Below are 17835 nucleotides of genomic sequence, written 5' to 3' on the forward strand. Positions count from 1 at the left end.
TCAGCCCTTGTTCAACCGATCCGCTTTTTTGCGCACCAGCACTGTGCGCAGGTCGTGCATCGCCAGCAAAAGGCGGTCGGTGACATCCTCAAGCTGCTCTTCGGACGCCTTGGACTGCGCCCAATGTGTCGTCAGGTTCAGATAGTCGACCGCGCGGTGAATGTCGTCGATATCGCGCTGCGCCAGCAGGGATTTGCGGTCAGCCATCCAACGGGTGATTTCGGCCTGATCCGCATCACTCAGCGTGCGCTGACCTTGCGGCTTGACCTCGCCATTGCGGATGTTGATGACCGCGATCTGATCCATTTCGATCCGACGTTGGCGGTTTTCGGTGTCGATTTTGAACACCGCCGCACCGTTCTCGCGCACACGGAAATAGTATTTGGGTAGCTCGGTCGTCATATTGGGGCTCCGGTCAGGTCAACTCTGCGCAGAACTTCTGGATGCGGCCACAGGCTTGGGTAAGCGCCTCGTCCGAAGTAGCATAGCTGACCCGGAAATTCGGTGACAGACCAAAGGCCGCGCCAAAAACAACGGCCACGTCTGCTTCTTCCAGCAGGGCTGTTGCAAAGGTTTCGTCGCTGTCGATCACGGTTCCCGCTGCGGTGGTTTTGCCGATCAGTCCGGCGATAGAAGGATAGACATAAAACGCGCCTTCAGGCGTCGGACAGGTGATCCCGTCAATGGCGTTCAGCATCCGCACAACCAGATCACGGCGGCGTTTGAAGGTTACGCAATTCGGGGCCAGGAAGTCCTGCGTGCCATTCAACGCCTCGACCGCGGCCCATTGGCTGATCGAACAGGGATTCGAGGTCGACTGCGACTGGATCTTGCGCATCGCGGCGATGACCTCGACCGGACCGGCGGCATAGCCGATGCGCCAGCCGGTCATGGCATAAGCCTTGGATACTCCGTTGCAGGTCAATGTGCGGTCATAAAGGGCGGGCTCGACCTCGGCAGGGGTGCAGAATTCGAACCCGTCATAGGCCAGATGCTCATACATGTCGTCGGACATGACCCAGACATGCGGGTGGCGCATCAATACGTCGGTCAATTCCTTCAATTCCTCGCGGCTGTAGCCCGCGCCGGTGGGGTTTGACGGCGAGTTGAAGATAAGCCATTTGGTTTTTGGGGTGATCGCGGCCTCAAGCTGATCGGCAGTCAGTTTGAAATTGGTTTGCAGAGAGGTCTCGGCGATCACCGGGGTCCCACCGGCCAGCAGAACCATGTCGGGGTAACTGACCCAATAGGGCGCAGGGATCACGACCTCATCCCCATCATTCATCGTGGCCATCAGCGCATTGTACAGCGTCTGTTTGCCTCCGGTCCCAACCGATATCTGGGCCGGAGTGTAATCCAGCCCATGGTCACGTTTCATCTTGGCGCAGGCGGCTTGCTTTAGCTCGGGGATGCCGTCCGGTGCAGTGTATTTGGTCTTGCCCGCGGCAATGGCCGCAACTGCTGCGTCCTTGATGTTTTGCGGTGTGTCAAAGTCCGGCTCACCTGCGCTGAGACCGATCACGTCGCGCCCGGCGGCCCTCAGTTCGGCCGCCTTGGCCGTCATTGCGATCGTAGGCGATGGTTTTACGCGTGACAGTGTCGCAGACAGGAAACTCATGGTCGGCCTCGGTTTGTATGTTCAACCTGTCTGTCATAGGGTGCGCTCGAATGACGATCAAGCGATATGAATAAAGAGAATTGGAGACCCGGATGAACGACGAAAACGACTGGTACGGACCGGACTCGGCGACATTCGGGGACAGGCTGGCGGGTGCGCGTGAGGCGGCGGGGATGACCCAGTCGCAGATGGCGCGGCGGCTTGGCGTTAAAAAGACCACAATCGTGTCCTGGGAAAACGACCTGTCCGAGCCGCGCGCGAACCGCTTGTCGATGATGGCGGGCATGATCAACGTGTCAATCATGTGGTTGCTGACCGGCGAAGGCGAGGGGATGGATGCCCCGCTTGAGGCAGACGAAGCCGTGCCTGAACTGGCAGATGTAGCGGCTGAACTGCGCGCGATCCGAGGTGAGATGCGCGCCAACGCGGAACGCGCCGCGCGCCTGGAAAAGAAGCTGCGCCTGATGCTGGAACAAGCGCCGTGAGTGAACTCCGCGAGGTCAGGATCAAGCGCCTAAAGATGCGCTCGATGCGGCGTGGGATCAAGGAAATGGACTTGATCCTGTCGGCATATGCGGACCGGAACCTGAACGATATGGATGCGCCGGCTCTGGATAGCTATGACGCGTTGTTGCAAGAAAACGATCAGGACCTGTATCAGTGGGTCACCGGGCAGGTTCAGCCCCCCGACAGCTTTACGGGACTGATCGCCGATATCGCGCAGACCTTTCAGAAATAAAAGAAAACCCTGCTTAACCGATTTTTCGGGATTTCGATTCATGCTGCGTGAAACGGCGCGAGTGAATTGGAGGTTCGGATGAGTTTGGAAATGCAGGTCTCCGCGACGGGACCCAGAGGGTTCATGAACAGCTACCTAGAGGCGCTTGCCTTGGTAGAGCGGCTGCACCGCCTGTTGCTGGACGTCATCAAGGATGAGTTCGAGCGGGTCGGCGTGCTGGAAATCAACGCGGTCCAGGCCCTGTTGTTGTTCAATATCGGTGATCACGAAGTCACCGCGGGTGAGTTGAAGAGCCGGGGGTACTATCAGGGCAGCAACGTCAGCTACAACCTCAAGAAACTGGTTGAAATGGGCTATATGCACCACCAGCGATGTGAGATCGACCGGCGCTCGGTCCGGGTGAGGTTGACGCCGCGCGGGCGGGAAATCCGCGATATCGTGACGGAACTGTTTTCTCGCCATGCCGACGGACTGCAGAGCCGCGGTGTATTGGGGCAGGAAGGGATTGAGGATATCACTACTTCGCTTCGCCGGGTCGAGCGTTATTGGACCGATCAGATACGTTACATTTACTGATCAGGGCCGCGCGGTTTTTCCTGCCTCTGACAGAATCAATCCGCCCAACTCTCGGATCAACTTGCGGATCATGGCATCCTCATAGGCTTCGAACCCAAGGGCCACTTCAACAAAGGCGTTTGGGCCAAGAATAACCCAAGCCTTATAATAAGCTGACAGCTCACCGGCCTGAACATAGCGTTTGTCGCCATGCTTGGGATCATCCGCCCCAACCACCAGCCCATTGATGGTGATACCAGCAAATTGAAGGGCGCGTTTGGCATCACGCGGATGGGGGCCCAGATTGTGTTTGCCATCCCCCGAAAGGTCCAGCGTGCGTTTCCAGCAATCGGGTTGCCGGGACAGCAGCTGTGCTCCGAACAACATCGCAGAGCCAACGGCGGTGCCTTGTGGTGCCGCGCTGCGCCTTGTGTTGTTCAACAATGCGCTGATCCGGTCCAGATCACGCGAGGAACGCACCTCAGCCCAGTCCAGGATCACACGCTGATGGCCGGTCTCGCTCCATTCGAACACCGCCAAACGGACCGAGGCTGCGGAGTTCGACAGGATCATCTGTGCCACTTCGGCTTGTTGCAAGGCAGCGGCCAGACCATCCAGTTGCAGCCGGTATTCCTGGCTGTCCACAGATCCCGAAACGTCCAACCCTAATGCCAAAGCTTGTCGGCACTCTGACGCGGCCGGGGCTGCGATCAAGCAAAGCAGGGCAGCCAGCAGGCGCTTCATGGTTTGGCCGTTTCCTGCAAGGCTCCGATTTCCAAACCTTGTAATTCGCGTTCCAGTTTGCGGCGCATGGCGCGTTCGAAATCCTCGAACCCTTGAGCGATTTCCAGAAACGCGCCGGGGCCGTAGAGGACGTTGTTTTCAAAAAACGGGATCAGAAACAGCTCGCCCTCGAAGTCGGCGGCGTTGATGACCAGGCCGTTTACCACGGTGTTTTCAAAGGGAAAGTGCCGATATGCCGAATCCGGACCATACCCATCGTTGTTGGAGCCATCACCTGACAGATCGATGGTCTGAAACAAACAGGGCGGTGCCTCTTGCATCAATGTGGCGCCAAAGGCCAGCGCATAGCCCATCGCCGTGGCAGACCCGCTGTCAGACCGGACCGAGGTTTGGATGGTCGATGCTGCGGCCAGCAAATCGGCCTGGGTTCGGATCATCGTCCAGTTCAGGATGACGCGCTGCGTGCTGCGACCGCTCCATTCATACACGGCCAGCGCAACGGGCATTGGAGAGGAAAAGAATGCCTGGGTCACTTCGGGCGCAACGAGGGCTGCGGCCACACCCTGTCGCTGCAGGGCGTCCTCGGTCGCGTCAACCGAAGTGGAAATATCCATCGCCAAAGCAAGCGCGAGGCGACAGGTTTCGGCCCTGAGCGGGTTGGCCAGGCAGGCCAACCCCAATGCTGTCCACCAACGGATCACCAGTGGCCGGTGCTTTCCATGCTGGCCCAGGGTTCAGCCGGGTCCAGTGCGTCTCCGTTTTGCAGCAGCTCGACCGAGATATTGTCGGGCGAGCGCACAAACGCCATCCGCCCATCGCGCGGCGGGCGGTTGATCACGACGCCATTGTCCTGGAGGTGCTGGCACATCTGGTAGATATCTTCGACACCGTAAGCGAGATGCCCGAAATGGCGGCTGTCGCTGGGCAGTTCGTTGTCACCATCCCAGTTGTATGTCAGTTCGATCGGCCGATCTTCTTGTCCGGGCGGGGCCATGAAAATCAGCGAAAACCGTCCGGCCTCGCTGTCGTAGCGACGGGTTTCCTTCAACCCCAGCAGCGCATAAAACGCCATGGATTTCTCCAGATCCTTCACGCGGACCATGGTGTGAAGATATGTCAGCCCCATTGCGGCGTCCTTTCTGTTCAGGTGATGGCCTGCAGCTTAGCGCGCAGATAAAGCGTGTCGAGGGGCAGGGCGGACACAATTTGGATTTTGCAACAATGGGTGCACATGTCGCGGTTCCGGTCTGGGAGTTGCCGATATATAGTGGTGGGCGACTCATTGCTGGAAAGGAAATTTTATGCCGCTGTCCACTGACCAACTGGCCGAGATCGAAGCGCAACGGGCGCAATCGCATCCAACACGCCGCGTTGTGGCCGCAGGTATGGAAGATCACCTTTACACTGCGCATCAGGTGCTGGATCACGGCTTTGTCCGAGTGATCGACTATATGGGCGATGATGCAGCGATCTGTCAGGCGGCACGGGTGTCTTACGGCAAAGGCACCAAGTCGGTTCAGAACGACGAAGGTTTGATCCGTTATCTGATGCGCCACTGGCATTCGACCCCGTTTGAGATGTGTGAAATCAAACTACACGTCAAACTGCCGGTATTTGTGGCGCGGCAATGGATCCGCCACCGCACGGCAAACGTGAACGAATATTCTGCGCGTTATTCGATTCTGGATCGTGAGTTCTATATCCCCGCGCCGGACCATGTCGCGGCCCAATCCGAGGTGAATAATCAAGGCCGGGGCGACGCTCTGCAGGGGGAAGAGGCCGCGCGTGTTCTGGACCTTCTGAAAGCCGACAGTGCGCGGTGCTATGACAATTACGAGGCGATGATCAACCAGGATGGTCAGCAGGGGCTGGCCCGGGAATTGGCGCGGATGAATCTGCCCGCAAACATCTATACGCAATGGTACTGGAAGGTTGATCTGCACAACCTGTTCCACTTTCTGCGTCTGCGCGCGGATCCGCATGCGCAATACGAGATCCGCGTATATGCCGACATGATGTGCAAGATCGTCGCCGACTGGGTACCCTTTGCCTACAAGGCGTTCGAGGATTACCGTCTGGGTGCCGTCAACCTCTCGGCCCAGATGGTCGATAGCCTGCGCAGGATGCTAGCCGGGGAAACAGTTACGCAGGAAAATTCGGGAATGACCGCGCGGGAATGGCGTGAGTTCGAAGACGTCATCCGCAAAAGCTGAACCAATCGACGCATAGCGTTTGTCTATACAAATCGTCATGAAGCTGTTACATTCACTTCATGACGATTTCTGTTTTGACCCGCACAACTTGCCTGTGCCTCGCGCTGTCTACAGCCGCCTACGCGAAATCACCGATCGCAGAGGTGATTTGCGAGCCGACATCCAGATTGCATGAAAAACTAGAACGGCAGTTCGGGTCGGAACGCGCCGCCACCGGCATGCGTGGGCCTGAGCAATTGATGGAGGTCTGGACCAGAAAATCGGGCGACTGGACGATGGTCGTCACCTATGCCTCTGGCACGTCCTGCATCGTTGCCATGGGTGAAGACTGGAACGTTCATGCCCGGACAAACCCGGCACGAGGATAAGGTTTCCAACCTTCAGGGTGCGGTCAACGGCCGGAAATTGGCCGTTGGCCTGTTTTGGAATCCCTGCGAAAAGCGAGGCGATTATAACGGCTTCAAATCAGATGCCATCTGACGGCCGTCACGTCCGTCTTCCAGCTCATACGAGACTTTCTGATTGTCAGCGAGCCCGGTCAAACCAGAGCGTTCTACGGCCGAGATATGAACAAATACGTCCTTGCCGCCCTCATCAGGCGCAATAAACCCATAGCCTTTAGTGGTGTTAAACCACTTCACGGTGCCAGTTGGCATTTCCCGTGTCTCCTTCTACTTACACGTTGTCCCACAAATTGGTGGGGGTAGCGATTGACGCAGCCGCAACACATCACAGTATCGCCCACACGATACGGCCCGAATTGCGTGTTTCGTCTTTTTCAACATTGCACGGTGAAGTAAAAAATCAAGAATTACCGAAACACACAGGCGAAATTGCCGAAAACTCACTCAAAAACAGGAGCCTACCGAAAATGCACCTATATGGTCTGAGAAATTGCGATACCTGTCGTAAGGCTTTGAAATCAATTGAAAATACCGAGTTTGTGGACGTTCGATCCCAAGGTGTGCCCGATTCCGTGCTTGAGCAAGCATTGGAAAATTTCGGCGAGGCTTTGCTCAACACCCGTTCAACGACTTGGCGGGGTTTGGCTGAGGACCAGCGTGCCAAGCCGCCGCTGGAATTGCTGAAAGAGCATCCGACCCTGATGAAGCGTCCTCTGATCGACAAGGATGGCACGCTGTTTCTGGGCTGGACGCCTGAAACACGATCAGGGCTTGGCGTGGCGTGACTGGGTGCTTATCTGATGTCACGCAAGTTAAGAGGTTTGTGAATGCGTAACGCAGCTATGATTCTGGGTGTCATTGCCGGTCTGATCGGAATGATCGTTGGCTTTTTCGGTTATGGCTATGTCGCCCTGGTCGACCATTATGGTGAGATTGAGGGCCTGGCCGAGCAGGTCGATAACGCACAGCTCATACAGATAATGTCGATCATAGCGCCCTTGCTGGCCATTGCCGGTGGTGCAATGGCGCAGGCGCGCGCTTTGGTCGGAGGGGCGTTGTTGCTGATCTCAGCAGCCGGTATGTATTATGCCTTTGGCTTCAACGCCTTCACCATGTTCCCGGTGGCGTTTGCCGTTGTGGCTGGGCTCCTTGGGCTGGCCGCGGGAAAACCGGACGAGCCCAAGGCGCATTTCTAGGTTACTTGACACGCAGTACCCGGTCGACAGACAGGGGGCCTGCGCCGTTGATTACGATGACCAGCAAAAGGAAGGTCCAAAGCGTCCGTGTGTCCAACACACTCGGCGCGGCGGTAAAATAGCTTCCCAGCGCGGCGCCATGTCCGGTAACATCCACGATTGTCTGAACCCAGACAAACCCGATCATGCCCAACGCGGCAAGCCGCGACAGAAGGCCGATCAGGATCATGGCCGGCAGCAGAAACTCGGCCCAGGTGCCCGCCACAGCGACCGCCCAATGCAAGATACCAAGCTGCGAGCTGTCATAGCTGACCGCTTCCATCGCTTTGGGAAATATCTGCACATAGGCCCCGTCTGACGGGAACAGAAAGCCGAAAAAACCGCTGCCAAGCTTGGTCATAGCCGAGTTCCAGTAATAGATCAGCAGGGTAGCGGCGAAAACCACCCGGGCCAGCGTCGGGGTCAACCAGCCAGAGGTCATTTCCAGCCTTCCCAAAGTGTTGTTGTGCAGAGAGATCAGGGCAGTCATGTTGCCAGCCTTTCGATAGTCACAGAAGTAATTGCGCCGCCTTGCAAAAGAAGCGCCAGAGTGGCCCCAAGGTCAAACTCGGGGAAATGGGTCGCGGTTTCTTCAAACGCACCACCAATGGTTTGTCCGGCTTGCAGGCCCGCAATCCAATGCGCGCCGCCCTTGGGCAGCACATGCGGGGCCGGGTCAAATTCCGGCCTGGTTATCAGAACGTCCTGGGCTTCGGCTTCGGGTTTGGGCGCGTTGTCTTCGGTATTGAAGCGCCAGATCGAAACCACCGGCCAATCCGATTGCTGTACTTGCATGGACGGGGCAAACCGCAATTGCGCTTGCATGATGTCCTCTGGCGGTACGGCCAGCGCATCGGCAGGGGCAGCCTGGCTGTCGGCCGCGTGGTAGGCGCGGCGCAGCGCCAGTTCCAGCCGCGCAACGTCTGGGAGGTATCCCAAGTGTGACAGCTGCTCCATTCCGGCCAGGAAATCCGGAAACGCGTCACCATAGAACATGATCAAAGGGGACGATGGCGGGTGCTTGCGTAGAAACAACCCTGACAAGCCATCCATGTTTGTGGGTCCCAGCAGTTTGGTAATCACCGGAAAAGCCTGATGCATCGCTTCGGTCAGCGACACCGCCACATTGTTGCGATAGACGCTGAACCGGCGTCCGGCGGGTTGCGCATCTGCGTCCTGCAGGCCAGCGGGTGTGGCCACAGCCGGATCAAGCAACGCGGTGTGAAAGGATTTTTGCGATACGCTCATGCCGGGACGCGGTCCAATGCCGCCTGGGCGCGATCTGCTTCGGCCCGCAGGATTGGCCAGTCGGGGACATCCGTATCCCATTCGACCAGCAGCGGTCTGGGGCCTGATCGCTCCAGAACATAGTCCAGCAGCGCCCAGACCGGGTCGACGACCTCGCGGCCGTGGCTGTCGATCAACAGGGGGTGGCCATGGTCATCCTCATCCTCGTCATGTCCGCCAAGGTGAATTTCGCCCACCGCGTCCAAGGGATATGCATCGATATAGCCCTGCGGTGAGAAATCCAGATTGGTGGCGGACACAAACACGTTGTTCACATCCAGCAACAGGCCACAGCCTGTGCGGCGGGCTATCTCGCGCAGAAAGTCGGGCTCGGACCAGGTGCTTTCTTCGAATGCCAGATAGCTGGAGGGGTTTTCAAGCAGCATCTGCCGCCCGACAACGTCCTGTACTTGGTCAATATGTTCACAGACGCGGGCAAGGGTGGCATCGGTGTAGGGCAAGGGCAAAAGGTCGTTCAGGAAATGGCTGTCATGGGTCGACCAGGCCAGATGCTCTGAAAAGCTGGCCGGGTTCAGCCAGCCGACAAGATGTTTCAGACGGGCAAGGTGATCGGGGTCCAACGGGCCTTCGCTGCCAATAGAAAGGCCAACGCCGTGAACCGAGATCGGGAATTTTTCGGACAAGTGCCGTAGTTGGGCAAGCGGGCGACCACCGTCACCCATATAGTTTTCGGCGTGGATCTCAAGCCATGCGACCGGTTGTGAATGGTCCAGAATCTGCGCGAAGTGCTGAGGTTTATAGCCGACACCCGGCGCGGCAGGCAGCTTGTTCGGTCTGGTTGTATTGTCCAACATGTGCTTGCTCCCCATTCACGACAAAGAGGCGGGCGATTGGGCCCGCCCCTCTGTGTTGTGCATTCTCAGGCTTATGCCGGCAGGTCGCGATCCAGCGGCTCGAGCGAGCCAGTGCGTGCGGCGCCATCGGCCGACCTGGGCAGATCGATATCGGCGCAGGTGCCTGCATCGACCAAGGTCCATGCGTTGCCTTGATAATCTACGGTAGAGGTGCCCGCGCAAGTGGTGCCGGGGCCGGCGGCACAGTCATTCTGACCGGCCAGCGAAACGCCATAGCATTTCTCTTTTGCTTGTGCGGTGGCAGTTGTGGCTGCACCGGAAACGGCTGCTGCGACTGCGCTTGCGATAACCAGGGTTTTTGCGGTGTTCGACATCTCGGTAATCCTTTTAGTGACTGCGTATGTCTGCTTGTGACAATGACAAAGGTAGTGGTTGCAGGGCCTCAGTTAAATTCACGAGCCCGTGTCTCACAACCCCGTCAGGACATGCTATGTCCCCTTGCAGGTTAACAAATTGTTTTTGAAAAGAAAAAGGGTATTTGTTTCAATCCGGCCCCAAATTTGAGGCCGGATATGGGGCAATTTTTTGCCGAATGTTACAGCAGGTCCGGGGGAGTTGCGGCCTGTGACAGTTCATTTGTTACAACCTCAAGCGGTTGAACCTGCGTTTGTTTTTCACCCAAACGGCGGACGCTGACAGTGCGCTCATCAACTTCGCGGTGACCGACGGCCAGAATGACTGGCACTTTGCCGACCGAATGCTCGCGGACTTTGTAGTTGATCTTTTCGTTGCGAATATCGGCCTCGACCCGGACACCTGCCGCCCTCAGCGTTTCAACAACTTCCATGACATAATCATCCGCCTCGGATGTGATCGAGGCGACAACAACCTGACGCGGAGCCAGCCAGAACGGCAGCTTGCCTGCATGTTCTTCGATCAGGATACCGATGAAGCGTTCGAACGAGCCAAGGGTGGCGCGATGCAGCATGACAGGGCGGTGCTTGTTGCCATCCGCGCCAATATAGGTGGCATCCAGCCGCTCGGGTAGGACGAAATCCACTTGGAACGTGCCGCACTGCCAGTCTCGGCCGATCGCATCGGTAAGCACAAATTCCAGCTTCGGCCCATAAAATGCGCCTTCACCGGGATTCATTTCCGGCTCGACACCCGCCGCGCGGGTCGCCTGCAGCAACGCGTCTTCTGCCTTGTCCCAAACCTCGTCCGATCCAGCGCGAGTTTCAGGGCGATCCGAGAACTTGACCGAGAAGCTGTCGAATCCAAGATCCGCATAGATGTCGGTCAGGAAGGTGATGAAACGGGCACATTCGCTGCCGATCTGGCTCTCTTCTGCAAAGATATGTCCGTCATCCTGGGCGAAGCCGCGTACGCGCATGATTCCGTGCAGTGCCCCCGAGGGTTCATAACGTGCGCATGAACCGAACTCGGCCATACGAAGCGGCAGGTCGCGATAAGACTTCAGACCGTGCTTGAAGATTTCCACGTGGCAGGGGCAGTTCATGGGTTTCAGCGCATTCACGGCTTTTTCGCGGGCATTGTCTTCGTCGACTTCGACGATGAACATGTTTTCCTGATACTTCTCCCAGTGGCCCGACTTTTCCCACAGATTTCGGTTCACGACCTGCGGAGTGTTTACCTCGACATAGCCGCCGACCTTCTGCTTGCGGCGCATGTAGTCCTGAAGCTCGGTGTAGATAGTCCAGCCGTTGGGGTGCCAGAAAATCTGACCAGGGGCCTCTTCCTGCATGTGGAACAGGTTCATCTCGCGACCCAGTTTGCGGTGGTCGCGCTTTGCGGCCTCTTCCAACATGTGCAGGTGCGCTTTGAGCTTTTCCTTGCCGGTGAAGGCCACGCCGTAGATGCGCTGCAGCATTGCGCGGTCGCTGTCGCCACGCCAATAGGCACCGGCGATGGACATCAGTTTGAACGCATCGCCCGGCACCTGGCCGGTATGTTGCAGGTGCGGGCCTCGGCATAGGTCCTGCCAGTCACCGTGCCAGTACATGCGCAGCGGCTCATCGCCCGGAATGGCGTCGATCAACTCTACCTTATAGGGCTCGTTGTTTTCGGTGTAGAAATCAATCGCGCGCTGACGGTCCCAAACCTCGGTGGTTACAGTGTCGCGCTTGTTGATGATTTCCTTCATCTTTTTTTCGATGGCGCCGAGGTCTTCGGGGGTGAAGGGCTCTGCCCGGTCAAAGTCATAATACCAGCCGTTTTCGATGACCGGGCCGATGGTCACCTTGGTGTCAGGCCAGATCTCTTGCACGGCACGGGCCATGATATGCGCCAGGTCGTGGCGGATCAGCTCATTGGCCTGAACCTCATCTTTCATGGTGTGGATCGCGATCTGGGCGTCAGCCTCAATCGGCCATTGCAGGTCCCAGTGTTGGCCGTTCACTGTGGCCGAGATAGCCTTTTTGGCCAGCGAGGTTGAGATATCGGCAGCAACCTGCGCGGGTGTTACGCCTGCGTCAAAGGACCGTGCATTGCCATCGGGAAAGGTGAGTGAGACGGATTTTGAATCCAAGGCCATATCGGCTCTCCTCGTCGGTTTGGCGCCCACTGAACGCCCGGTTGCGGGTTATGTTTGTCTGGCTCGTTTGGCAGGTGGTGCTGCCTGTGTCAAGTGCGGGGGCGAGGGGCTAGCCCCTCGCGCTCCCCGGGATATTTTTAGCCAGATGAAGGAGATCGAGGAATTGAAGTGCACGACCCGGCATGCAAGATGTTGAGAAACAAGACAGAGGGTTTCATGGCGGCGACGGAGTTTCTGGAAACGGCGCAAGGGCGGCGGTTGGCCTATCACAAAAACGAAGGCACGGGCCCGACCATTGTATTTCTGGGCGGTTTGAAATCGGATATGGAAGGCACCAAAGCCGTACATCTTGAGGCCTGGGCTCAGGCGCGTGGACAGGCATATCTGCGGTTTGACTATTCCGGGCACGGGGAGAGTTCTGGTGCTTTCACCGATGGCTGCATTGGTGACTGGCATGAGGACACGATGGCAGCTGTGACTGCCCTGACCGAGGGTTCGTTGATCATAGTCGGCTCATCCATGGGAGGGTGGCAGGCATTGTTGCTGGCCCGTGCGATGCCGGAGCGGATTGCCGGGATGGTCACCATCGCGGCGGCACCGGATTTCACCGAGGACGGCTATTGGGCGTCGTTCAGTGACGAGCAGAAAGCGGCGCTGAAGGCTGTTGGCCAGGTGGAGCTGCCCTCGGACTATATGGAACCCTATATTATCACCAACCGAATGATCGAGGATGGTCGGCGGCGGCTGGTATTGCGGAACGCTCTGGACCTGCCGTTTCCGGTGCGGTTCCTGCAAGGTGCGGCGGACACGGCGGTTTCCACGGAAACTGCCGTGCGATTGCTGGAGCATGCCACCGGGCCGGACATGCATCTTTTGCTGGTAAAGGACGCAGATCACCGATTTTCGGACGGACCTTGTCTGGGGTTGATCGAAGAGGCCATTCTGGACGTGGTAGGGGGCGAGAGATGCGACGCTTAGGCTGGGTGCTTGGACGACTTCTATTGGCGTTGATCGTTATCGGTGGCGCGATTTATTGGTTTGGACCGCGGGAAGAGGTGCCCCTGCATCCGCGCTTTGACTCACGTAAATTCGGTGAGGGCGTTCAGGTCTATTTCGAAAGTACTGAGTCCGCGTTTGCTGATATCGTGCCAGGTGTGGAAAAACGGGTGGTCTGGCAGGACGGTTTCAAGGAACAAAGGACACCGGTTTCTGTTCTGTATCTCCATGGCTTTTCCGCCTCGTCCGAGGAAATCCGCCCGGTTCCCGATCAGGTTGCTGACGCGCTGGGGGCCAATCTGGTTTACACCCGGCTACAGGGCCATGGCCGCGGCGGACCTGCGATGGCCGAAGGCACGGCAGCGGGCTGGATGCTGGATATGGCCGAAGGGCTGGCGGCGGCGCGGGCTGTGGGTGACAAGGTTGTGGTGATTTCGACCTCGACCGGGGGGACATTGGCCGCAGCGGCGGCGTTGGATGAAGAGCTTAGTCAGGATGTTGTTGGAATAGTCTTTGTCTCGCCTAACTTTGGTGTGAATACCGCCGGCGCGTGGATTCCGGGCCTGCCTTGGGCACGCTACTGGTTGCCTGTGTTGATGGGTGAAGAACGAGACGTATCCAGCCCGGACCCTGAAAAGAACAAATACTGGTCGTCGGTCTATCCTTGGGAGGCGGTGGTGCCGATGACTGTGCTGGTCGAGTCTGTGAATGCGCTGGATTTCTCGGGCGCGCAGGTACCCGCCCTGTACTGGTTTTCGGATGATGATCAGGTGGTGCGTCCGGACCTGACACATAAGGTGGCTGAAACCTGGGGTGGGCCAATAACGGTAGAGCTGGTTACCATGGGCCCCAGCGATGATCCGGCCTCGCATGTGATTGCCGGTCGTTTGATGTCGCCTGGTCAGACGGATGCGGCAGTGGCAGGTATTCTGGCCTGGCTGACCGAATTGGGGGTGCAATGATGGAACAGCGAGTCAGCCTGATTACAGTTGGTGTAGATGATCCGGCCGCCGCAGCGGCATTCTATGAGGCCATGGGTTGGAAACGGGTCGACAGCCCGGATGGTGTCATCGCCTTTGATCTGATTGGTCAAACTCTTGGTCTCTACCCCTTGTCGGCTCTGGCTGATGAGATCGGCGTTGATCCCGGGGCTCTGGGCCAAGGGGCTTTGACGCTCAGCTACAATTGCCGGTCAAAGGATGAGGTTCCACAGGTTTTGAGCAAGGCAGATAAGGCTGGGGCAAAGGTTCTGAAAACCGCTTCTGATGTATTCTGGGGTGGGCATCACGGCTATTTTCGCGCCCCCGATGGCACGATTTGGGAGGTTGCGTTCAACCCCTTCTCAGCTCTTGCGCCCGATGGCGCGTTTCGCTGGAACGGGTACGAGTGATGCGCAAACCGGGCAGCATGTGGAGCCTTGAAACGCTTGGCCGTGTGCGCCTGTCCCGGCATTTTTTCATGCGCGAGTTTCTGTATTCCGAAATCGGGAATTTCCATGAAAAACAGAACCTTCCGGACAATCCTGACCTGGTAATCGAGACCGGTCGGGCGTTTTGCCAAACGCTTCTGGATCCGTTGGAGGAAACTTTTGGCAGGGTCGCTGTGCGCTCGGGCTATCGCTCACCTTCCCTGAACCGGTTCGGGAACGAAAACCGCCTGAACTGTGCACGCAATGACAATCCGCTGGAGTGTCACATCTGGGACCGGGGTGAAGGGGACGACCGGATCGCCGGGGCGTCGATTGTCATCCCGTGGTTTGCCGATCAGTATGACAACGGGCGGGATTGGCGCGATCTGGCCTGGTGGATGCATGATCACCTGGATTATTCCGAGATCTGGTTCTTTCCCAAGCTCTGCGCATTTAACCTAGTGTGGCGACCTACACCGCATCGCCGGATCGACAGCTATATCGCGCCGCGTGGCTGTTTGCTGCGTGCAGGGGCCGAGCCGGATGAAGACCTGTCCACCCGCCGGACGCGATACGCAGACTTCCCCGTGTTTCGGGGCGTTACCCATCCCTGAAGTTTAACTTGCCCGTTTCGGAAAAACCTCTCATCCTGAGGGAAAAGAACATCGCTTTAGAGGTCGAATATTAGGAGGCCCCGCGTGATCGAGCCGCTGGTTTTACTGCCTGGACTGATGTGTGATGCACGGCTTTTCGAACCCCAAATCGTTAGCCTGTCGAGGAGCCGTGCGGTGACTGTGGCTCCGGTTTCAATCGGAGAACGGATCGAAGAGATCGCATCGCGGCTGCTGGATCAGTTGCCGCACCGGTTTGCGCTGGGCGGGCTGAGCATGGGCGGTGTGGTCGCGCTTGAGATTATTCGCCGCGCGCCTGACCGGGTGTCGCGCTTGTGCCTGATGGCCACGGATGCCCAAGCTGAAACCCCGCAGATGGCCGCCGCCCGTGAAGAGCTGTTGATTGGCGCCAAAGCGGGGCGGCTTGAGGATGTGATCCGCAAAATCATCGGGTCTGACACATTGGCGCCGGGTCCGCAGCGCATCCCGATTTTGAACAATGTGATTTCGATGGCTGTGGACATGGGGGCGGACGTTTTTGAGCGCCAGATCCGCGCATTGCAACGGAGACCCGATCAGCAGGGCGAATTGCGACATATCCGGGTGCGGACACTGATCCTGTGTGGGGCACATGACAGGATCACCCCGGTTCGAAAACACGCCTTTATGGCAGACCTGATCCCGGCAGCAGAGCTGAAAGTTCTCGAAGACGCGGGACACTTGCCTAGCCTTGAAGCACCTCAGGTCGTCAACAACGCTTTGCACGAATGGCTGAGTGAACCTGCCCGGGTGGCCTACGGGTAAAGGGCGGCGCGTTCGGTTTTGCTGAGGATGGTTGGTGTCGCCACCGGATCGCCGGTTTCGGCATCGAAGAACGGCGTCTCTTTCCAGCTGCCGGACAGCCGGGACTTTGCCACCCTTGTTAGCATCCCGTAGATCGCCGGCCCCAGCTTTTCATGCGATTGTTTTCCATTGGGCTGCGGAACAAAGCCCCGTGTTGTGATCGGTCCAAGTCCGCTGGTGTCGAGCATCCGCTGTACAATGAACCCGGCAAACGGAAATTTTGGGGTGCGAGAGGTGGTCGCAATCGGTGCGTTGCAGCATCTGGCATACCACCGCAGCATGCCGCGCGGGCTGAGCTGCATAAGCGCAAGATGTTCCGCACCGCCGTCTATTTTGATCTCTTCCGGTGCCATTTGAAGAATTTCAACCGGGTCGGGAGCGGGATCGGGCTGCCCGAAGTACAGCAGACCCGCACGGCAGTCGCGGCAATAGCAAACGACACGAGTGCCTGTGTTCGCGCCGCGCGCGGTGACGCGACCGTGCAATGATCCGCAGTCGCAGGAAAAAGCAGTGTCTTTTGCTGCGTTCCTGCGCATGACGGTTAGGCGACTTTGTTCTTGTTCGCTGCACGCCGCCGTGGTTTGCGCGCGTTGGCGTTCATAAAGTCGATGACCAGCGGGCGAATATTGTCGCGCCAGCTGCGCCCTGCGAAGATGCCATAGTGACCAGCGCCGGGTTCGACATGGCTGGCTTTTTTCGACGCCGGCAAGCCGGTGCACAGATCCAGCGCCGCAATACACTGTCCCGGGGCAGAGATATCGTCATTGGCGCCTTCGACCGATTTCACAGCGACATCGGTGATCTTGCCAATATCCACCTTATGTCCGGCTACAACAAATTCGTTGCGGGCAATCTCGCGGTTTTTAAAGACACGCTCGACCGTGGACAGATAGAACTCGGCGGTCATATCCATGACGGCCAGGTATTCATCATAGAAACGGTTGTGCGCATCATGGTCCGACGCCTCGCCCCGCATCACGCGCTGAACCTGATCCGTGAAGGCCTGAGAATGCCGGTCCGCATTCATCGACATGAACGAGGCCAGCTGCAGCAGGCCGGGATAGACCATGCGACCCACGCCTTTGTACTTGAAGCCAACGCGCTGAATCATGGTTTCTTCCAGCTGTCCCATGGTGACGCGACGGCCGAAATCGGTCACGTCTGTCGGTGTGGCATCCGGATCGACTGGTCCGCCGATAAGGGTCAGGGTGCTGGGCTGAGCCTTGGGCTCGACCTCGGCCAGATAGGCTGTGGCGGCCAGTGTAAGAGGCGCAGGCTGGCACACGGCCACAACATGCGTTTCAGGGCCCAGCTCTTTCATAAAATCGACAAGGTAGAGCGTGTAATCCTCGACATCGAACTTGCCTTCGGAAACAGGGATATCACGCGCGTTATGCCAATCGGTGATGTAAACTTCGCAGTTGACCAGCAGGCTTTTGACCGTGGACCGCAACAATGTCGCGTAGTGGCCGGACATTGGCGCAACCAGCAGAACTTTGCGGGGTTGCTCTTCGCGGCCATTCACGCGAACGTGGATCAAGTCGCCGAACGGGCGCTCCATGACAGGGACGATTTCGACCAGATGATCTTTGCCGTCTTCACAGGTATAGGTGCGAATGCCCCAGTCGGGTTTGACCACCATGCGCTGAAAGGTACGTTCTGTCACTTCGCCCCAGGCCGCCATCATGCCAAAAGCAGGGTTAGGCACCATCGAAAACAAGGGGTAGGATGCCATGGCGCTGGCAGTTGCACCCATCCATTGATTGGTGTTCCGCATGGTTTCCATAAGGTCGTAAGTCATCATGTAGCGCAT

At 57.8% G+C, this 17835-nt stretch carries 25 protein-coding genes; 12 read left to right on the plus strand and 13 right to left on the minus strand.

The window, feature by feature from the left end:
- The gene (locus SJY13_RS01195; RefSeq protein ID WP_085820970.1) at nt 1-402 is read right to left on the minus strand and encodes a hypothetical protein; all 402 of its coding nucleotides are present in this window, start codon (nt 400-402) and stop codon (nt 1-3) included.
- Between the two features lie 13 nt (nt 403-415).
- Entirely contained in the window at nt 416-1618 is a 1203-nt protein-coding gene (locus SJY13_RS01200; RefSeq protein WP_377186674.1) for a pyridoxal phosphate-dependent aminotransferase, read from the minus strand.
- 92 nt (nt 1619-1710) lie between these two features.
- Between SJY13_RS01200 and SJY13_RS01205 the strand changes: the two genes are divergently transcribed.
- From SJY13_RS01205 to SJY13_RS01215, 3 genes are all read left to right on the plus strand, one after another.
- Nucleotides 1711-2103, plus strand: a complete 393-nt coding sequence (locus SJY13_RS01205) for a helix-turn-helix domain-containing protein (RefSeq protein ID WP_085820968.1) — start codon at nt 1711-1713, stop codon at nt 2101-2103.
- Nucleotides 2100-2357, plus strand: coding sequence for a succinate dehydrogenase assembly factor 2 (locus tag SJY13_RS01210; protein ID WP_377186678.1), 258 nt, complete (start codon nt 2100-2102; stop codon nt 2355-2357). Before SJY13_RS01205 ends, SJY13_RS01210 begins: the two co-directional genes overlap by 4 nt.
- Before the next feature lie 78 nt (nt 2358-2435).
- A complete protein-coding gene (locus SJY13_RS01215) occupies nt 2436-2933 on the plus strand; it encodes a MarR family winged helix-turn-helix transcriptional regulator (protein ID WP_377186681.1) in 498 nt (165 codons plus the stop codon).
- On the opposite strand, the gene SJY13_RS01220 is transcribed toward SJY13_RS01215, so the two are convergent.
- The 3 genes from SJY13_RS01220 to SJY13_RS01230 are packed head-to-tail and all read right to left on the minus strand — an operon-like array spanning nt 2934 to nt 4782.
- Nucleotides 2934-3656 carry a DUF1194 domain-containing protein gene (locus SJY13_RS01220; protein WP_377186684.1) on the minus strand — a complete coding sequence of 241 codons (723 nt, stop codon included), beginning with the start codon at nt 3654-3656 and terminating at the stop codon, nt 2934-2936.
- Entirely contained in the window at nt 3653-4357 is a 705-nt protein-coding gene (locus SJY13_RS01225) for a DUF1194 domain-containing protein (RefSeq protein WP_377186687.1), read from the minus strand. Before SJY13_RS01225 ends, SJY13_RS01220 begins: the two co-directional genes overlap by 4 nt.
- The gene (locus tag SJY13_RS01230; RefSeq protein WP_085820963.1) at nt 4354-4782 is read right to left on the minus strand and encodes a VOC family protein; all 429 of its coding nucleotides are present in this window, start codon (nt 4780-4782) and stop codon (nt 4354-4356) included. The genes SJY13_RS01225 and SJY13_RS01230 overlap by 4 nt, the downstream gene beginning before the upstream one ends.
- Nucleotides 4783-4957: 175 nt before the next feature.
- On the opposite strand from SJY13_RS01230, the gene thyX reads away from it, so the two are divergent.
- Both thyX and SJY13_RS01240 read left to right on the plus strand, forming a co-directional pair.
- Nucleotides 4958-5869 carry an FAD-dependent thymidylate synthase gene (gene thyX, locus SJY13_RS01235; RefSeq protein ID WP_085820962.1) on the plus strand — a complete coding sequence of 304 codons (912 nt, stop codon included), beginning with the start codon at nt 4958-4960 and terminating at the stop codon, nt 5867-5869.
- 59 nt (nt 5870-5928) lie between these two features.
- Nucleotides 5929-6237 carry a hypothetical protein gene (locus SJY13_RS01240; protein WP_377186691.1) on the plus strand — a complete coding sequence of 103 codons (309 nt, stop codon included), beginning with the start codon at nt 5929-5931 and terminating at the stop codon, nt 6235-6237.
- Nucleotides 6238-6318: 81 nt separating this feature from the next.
- On the opposite strand, the gene SJY13_RS01245 is transcribed toward SJY13_RS01240, so the two are convergent.
- A complete protein-coding gene (locus tag SJY13_RS01245; RefSeq protein WP_010439113.1) occupies nt 6319-6525 on the minus strand; it encodes a cold-shock protein in 207 nt (68 codons plus the stop codon).
- A gap of 215 nt (nt 6526-6740) precedes the next feature.
- Here SJY13_RS01245 and SJY13_RS01250 point away from each other — a divergent pair, with 215 nt between their 5' ends.
- Nucleotides 6741-7058: an ArsC/Spx/MgsR family protein gene (locus SJY13_RS01250; protein WP_377193521.1), complete on the plus strand. Its 318-nt coding sequence runs from the start codon at nt 6741-6743 to the stop codon at nt 7056-7058.
- A 42-nt stretch (nt 7059-7100) separates the two neighbouring features.
- Nucleotides 7101-7469 (plus strand): hypothetical protein, encoded by a 369-nt coding sequence (locus tag SJY13_RS01255; protein WP_377186695.1) that lies wholly within the window; start codon nt 7101-7103, stop codon nt 7467-7469.
- A 1-nt stretch (nt 7470) separates the two neighbouring features.
- On the opposite strand, the gene SJY13_RS01260 is transcribed toward SJY13_RS01255, so the two are convergent.
- The 5 genes from SJY13_RS01260 to thrS all read right to left on the minus strand — a co-directional run bounded on the left by SJY13_RS01260 (nt 7471) and on the right by thrS (nt 12164).
- Complete coding sequence (locus SJY13_RS01260; RefSeq protein WP_085820958.1) at nt 7471-7998, minus strand: DoxX family protein; 528 nt, start codon at nt 7996-7998, stop codon at nt 7471-7473.
- Nucleotides 7995-8756: an HvfC/BufC family peptide modification chaperone gene (locus SJY13_RS01265; RefSeq protein WP_377186699.1), complete on the minus strand. Its 762-nt coding sequence runs from the start codon at nt 8754-8756 to the stop codon at nt 7995-7997. The genes SJY13_RS01260 and SJY13_RS01265 overlap by 4 nt, the downstream gene beginning before the upstream one ends.
- On the minus strand, nt 8753-9610 hold the full coding sequence (bufB, locus tag SJY13_RS01270; protein ID WP_377186702.1) for an MNIO family bufferin maturase: 858 nt from the start codon (nt 9608-9610) through the stop codon (nt 8753-8755). The genes SJY13_RS01265 and bufB overlap by 4 nt, the downstream gene beginning before the upstream one ends.
- 71 nt (nt 9611-9681) lie before the next feature.
- The gene (locus SJY13_RS01275) at nt 9682-9984 is read right to left on the minus strand and encodes a BufA1 family periplasmic bufferin-type metallophore (RefSeq protein ID WP_377186705.1); all 303 of its coding nucleotides are present in this window, start codon (nt 9982-9984) and stop codon (nt 9682-9684) included.
- A gap of 221 nt (nt 9985-10205) precedes the next feature.
- On the minus strand, nt 10206-12164 hold the full coding sequence (gene thrS / locus SJY13_RS01280; RefSeq protein ID WP_377186708.1) for a threonine--tRNA ligase: 1959 nt from the start codon (nt 12162-12164) through the stop codon (nt 10206-10208).
- 216 nt (nt 12165-12380) lie between these two features.
- Here thrS and SJY13_RS01285 point away from each other — a divergent pair, with 216 nt between their 5' ends.
- The 5 genes from SJY13_RS01285 (at nt 12381) to SJY13_RS01305 (ending at nt 15983) form a co-directional block, all read left to right on the plus strand.
- A complete protein-coding gene (locus SJY13_RS01285; RefSeq protein WP_377186711.1) occupies nt 12381-13142 on the plus strand; it encodes an alpha/beta hydrolase in 762 nt (253 codons plus the stop codon).
- Nucleotides 13130-14122 carry an alpha/beta hydrolase gene (locus SJY13_RS01290; protein ID WP_377186714.1) on the plus strand — a complete coding sequence of 331 codons (993 nt, stop codon included), beginning with the start codon at nt 13130-13132 and terminating at the stop codon, nt 14120-14122. The genes SJY13_RS01285 and SJY13_RS01290 overlap by 13 nt, the downstream gene beginning before the upstream one ends.
- Entirely contained in the window at nt 14122-14550 is a 429-nt protein-coding gene (locus SJY13_RS01295) for a VOC family protein (RefSeq protein ID WP_377193523.1), read from the plus strand. The genes SJY13_RS01290 and SJY13_RS01295 overlap by 1 nt, the downstream gene beginning before the upstream one ends.
- A gap of 17 nt (nt 14551-14567) precedes the next feature.
- Nucleotides 14568-15182, plus strand: a complete 615-nt coding sequence (locus tag SJY13_RS01300) for a hypothetical protein (protein WP_377193525.1) — start codon at nt 14568-14570, stop codon at nt 15180-15182.
- 84 nt (nt 15183-15266) lie between these two features.
- Nucleotides 15267-15983, plus strand: coding sequence for an alpha/beta fold hydrolase (locus SJY13_RS01305; RefSeq protein ID WP_377186717.1), 717 nt, complete (start codon nt 15267-15269; stop codon nt 15981-15983).
- Here the strand turns inward: SJY13_RS01305 and SJY13_RS01310 are convergent.
- Complete coding sequence (locus SJY13_RS01310; RefSeq protein ID WP_377186720.1) at nt 15974-16558, minus strand: DUF6151 family protein; 585 nt, start codon at nt 16556-16558, stop codon at nt 15974-15976. The genes SJY13_RS01305 and SJY13_RS01310 overlap by 10 nt on opposite strands.
- A 5-nt stretch (nt 16559-16563) precedes the next feature.
- The gene (gene phaZ, locus SJY13_RS01315) at nt 16564-17835 is read right to left on the minus strand and encodes a polyhydroxyalkanoate depolymerase (RefSeq protein WP_085821097.1); all 1272 of its coding nucleotides are present in this window, start codon (nt 17833-17835) and stop codon (nt 16564-16566) included.

It is taken from the genome of Ruegeria meonggei (assembly GCF_042768335.1).
In the GTDB taxonomy this organism is placed as follows: domain Bacteria; phylum Pseudomonadota; class Alphaproteobacteria; order Rhodobacterales; family Rhodobacteraceae; genus Ruegeria; species Ruegeria meonggei.

Excerpts from the sequence above, each read along its gene's own strand:
- SJY13_RS01195 (WP_085820970.1), bottom strand. The coding sequence starts at position 402 with ATGACGACCGAGCTACCCAAATACTATTTCCGTGTGCGCGAGAACGGT.
- SJY13_RS01200 (WP_377186674.1), bottom strand. The coding sequence starts at position 1,618 with ATGAGTTTCCTGTCTGCGACACTGTCACGCGTAAAACCATCGCCTACG.
- SJY13_RS01205 (WP_085820968.1), top strand. The coding sequence starts at position 1,711 with ATGAACGACGAAAACGACTGGTACGGACCGGACTCGGCGACATTCGGG.
- SJY13_RS01215 (WP_377186681.1), top strand. The coding sequence starts at position 2,436 with ATGAGTTTGGAAATGCAGGTCTCCGCGACGGGACCCAGAGGGTTCATG.
- SJY13_RS01220 (WP_377186684.1), bottom strand. The coding sequence starts at position 3,656 with ATGAAGCGCCTGCTGGCTGCCCTGCTTTGCTTGATCGCAGCCCCGGCC.
- SJY13_RS01230 (WP_085820963.1), bottom strand. The coding sequence starts at position 4,782 with ATGGGGCTGACATATCTTCACACCATGGTCCGCGTGAAGGATCTGGAG.
- thyX (WP_085820962.1), top strand. The coding sequence starts at position 4,958 with ATGCCGCTGTCCACTGACCAACTGGCCGAGATCGAAGCGCAACGGGCG.
- SJY13_RS01240 (WP_377186691.1), top strand. The coding sequence starts at position 5,929 with ATGACGATTTCTGTTTTGACCCGCACAACTTGCCTGTGCCTCGCGCTG.
- SJY13_RS01245 (WP_010439113.1), bottom strand. The coding sequence starts at position 6,525 with ATGCCAACTGGCACCGTGAAGTGGTTTAACACCACTAAAGGCTATGGG.
- SJY13_RS01250 (WP_377193521.1), top strand. The coding sequence starts at position 6,741 with ATGCACCTATATGGTCTGAGAAATTGCGATACCTGTCGTAAGGCTTTG.
- SJY13_RS01255 (WP_377186695.1), top strand. The coding sequence starts at position 7,101 with ATGCGTAACGCAGCTATGATTCTGGGTGTCATTGCCGGTCTGATCGGA.
- SJY13_RS01260 (WP_085820958.1), bottom strand. The coding sequence starts at position 7,998 with ATGACTGCCCTGATCTCTCTGCACAACAACACTTTGGGAAGGCTGGAA.
- SJY13_RS01265 (WP_377186699.1), bottom strand. The coding sequence starts at position 8,756 with ATGAGCGTATCGCAAAAATCCTTTCACACCGCGTTGCTTGATCCGGCT.
- bufB (WP_377186702.1), bottom strand. The coding sequence starts at position 9,610 with ATGTTGGACAATACAACCAGACCGAACAAGCTGCCTGCCGCGCCGGGT.
- SJY13_RS01275 (WP_377186705.1), bottom strand. The coding sequence starts at position 9,984 with ATGTCGAACACCGCAAAAACCCTGGTTATCGCAAGCGCAGTCGCAGCA.
- thrS (WP_377186708.1), bottom strand. The coding sequence starts at position 12,164 with ATGGCCTTGGATTCAAAATCCGTCTCACTCACCTTTCCCGATGGCAAT.
- SJY13_RS01285 (WP_377186711.1), top strand. The coding sequence starts at position 12,381 with ATGGCGGCGACGGAGTTTCTGGAAACGGCGCAAGGGCGGCGGTTGGCC.
- SJY13_RS01290 (WP_377186714.1), top strand. The coding sequence starts at position 13,130 with ATGCGACGCTTAGGCTGGGTGCTTGGACGACTTCTATTGGCGTTGATC.
- SJY13_RS01295 (WP_377193523.1), top strand. The coding sequence starts at position 14,122 with ATGGAACAGCGAGTCAGCCTGATTACAGTTGGTGTAGATGATCCGGCC.
- SJY13_RS01300 (WP_377193525.1), top strand. The coding sequence starts at position 14,568 with ATGTGGAGCCTTGAAACGCTTGGCCGTGTGCGCCTGTCCCGGCATTTT.
- SJY13_RS01310 (WP_377186720.1), bottom strand. The coding sequence starts at position 16,558 with ATGCGCAGGAACGCAGCAAAAGACACTGCTTTTTCCTGCGACTGCGGA.
- phaZ (WP_085821097.1), bottom strand. The coding sequence starts at position 17,835 with ATGCGCTACATGATGACTTACGACCTTATGGAAACCATGCGGAACACC.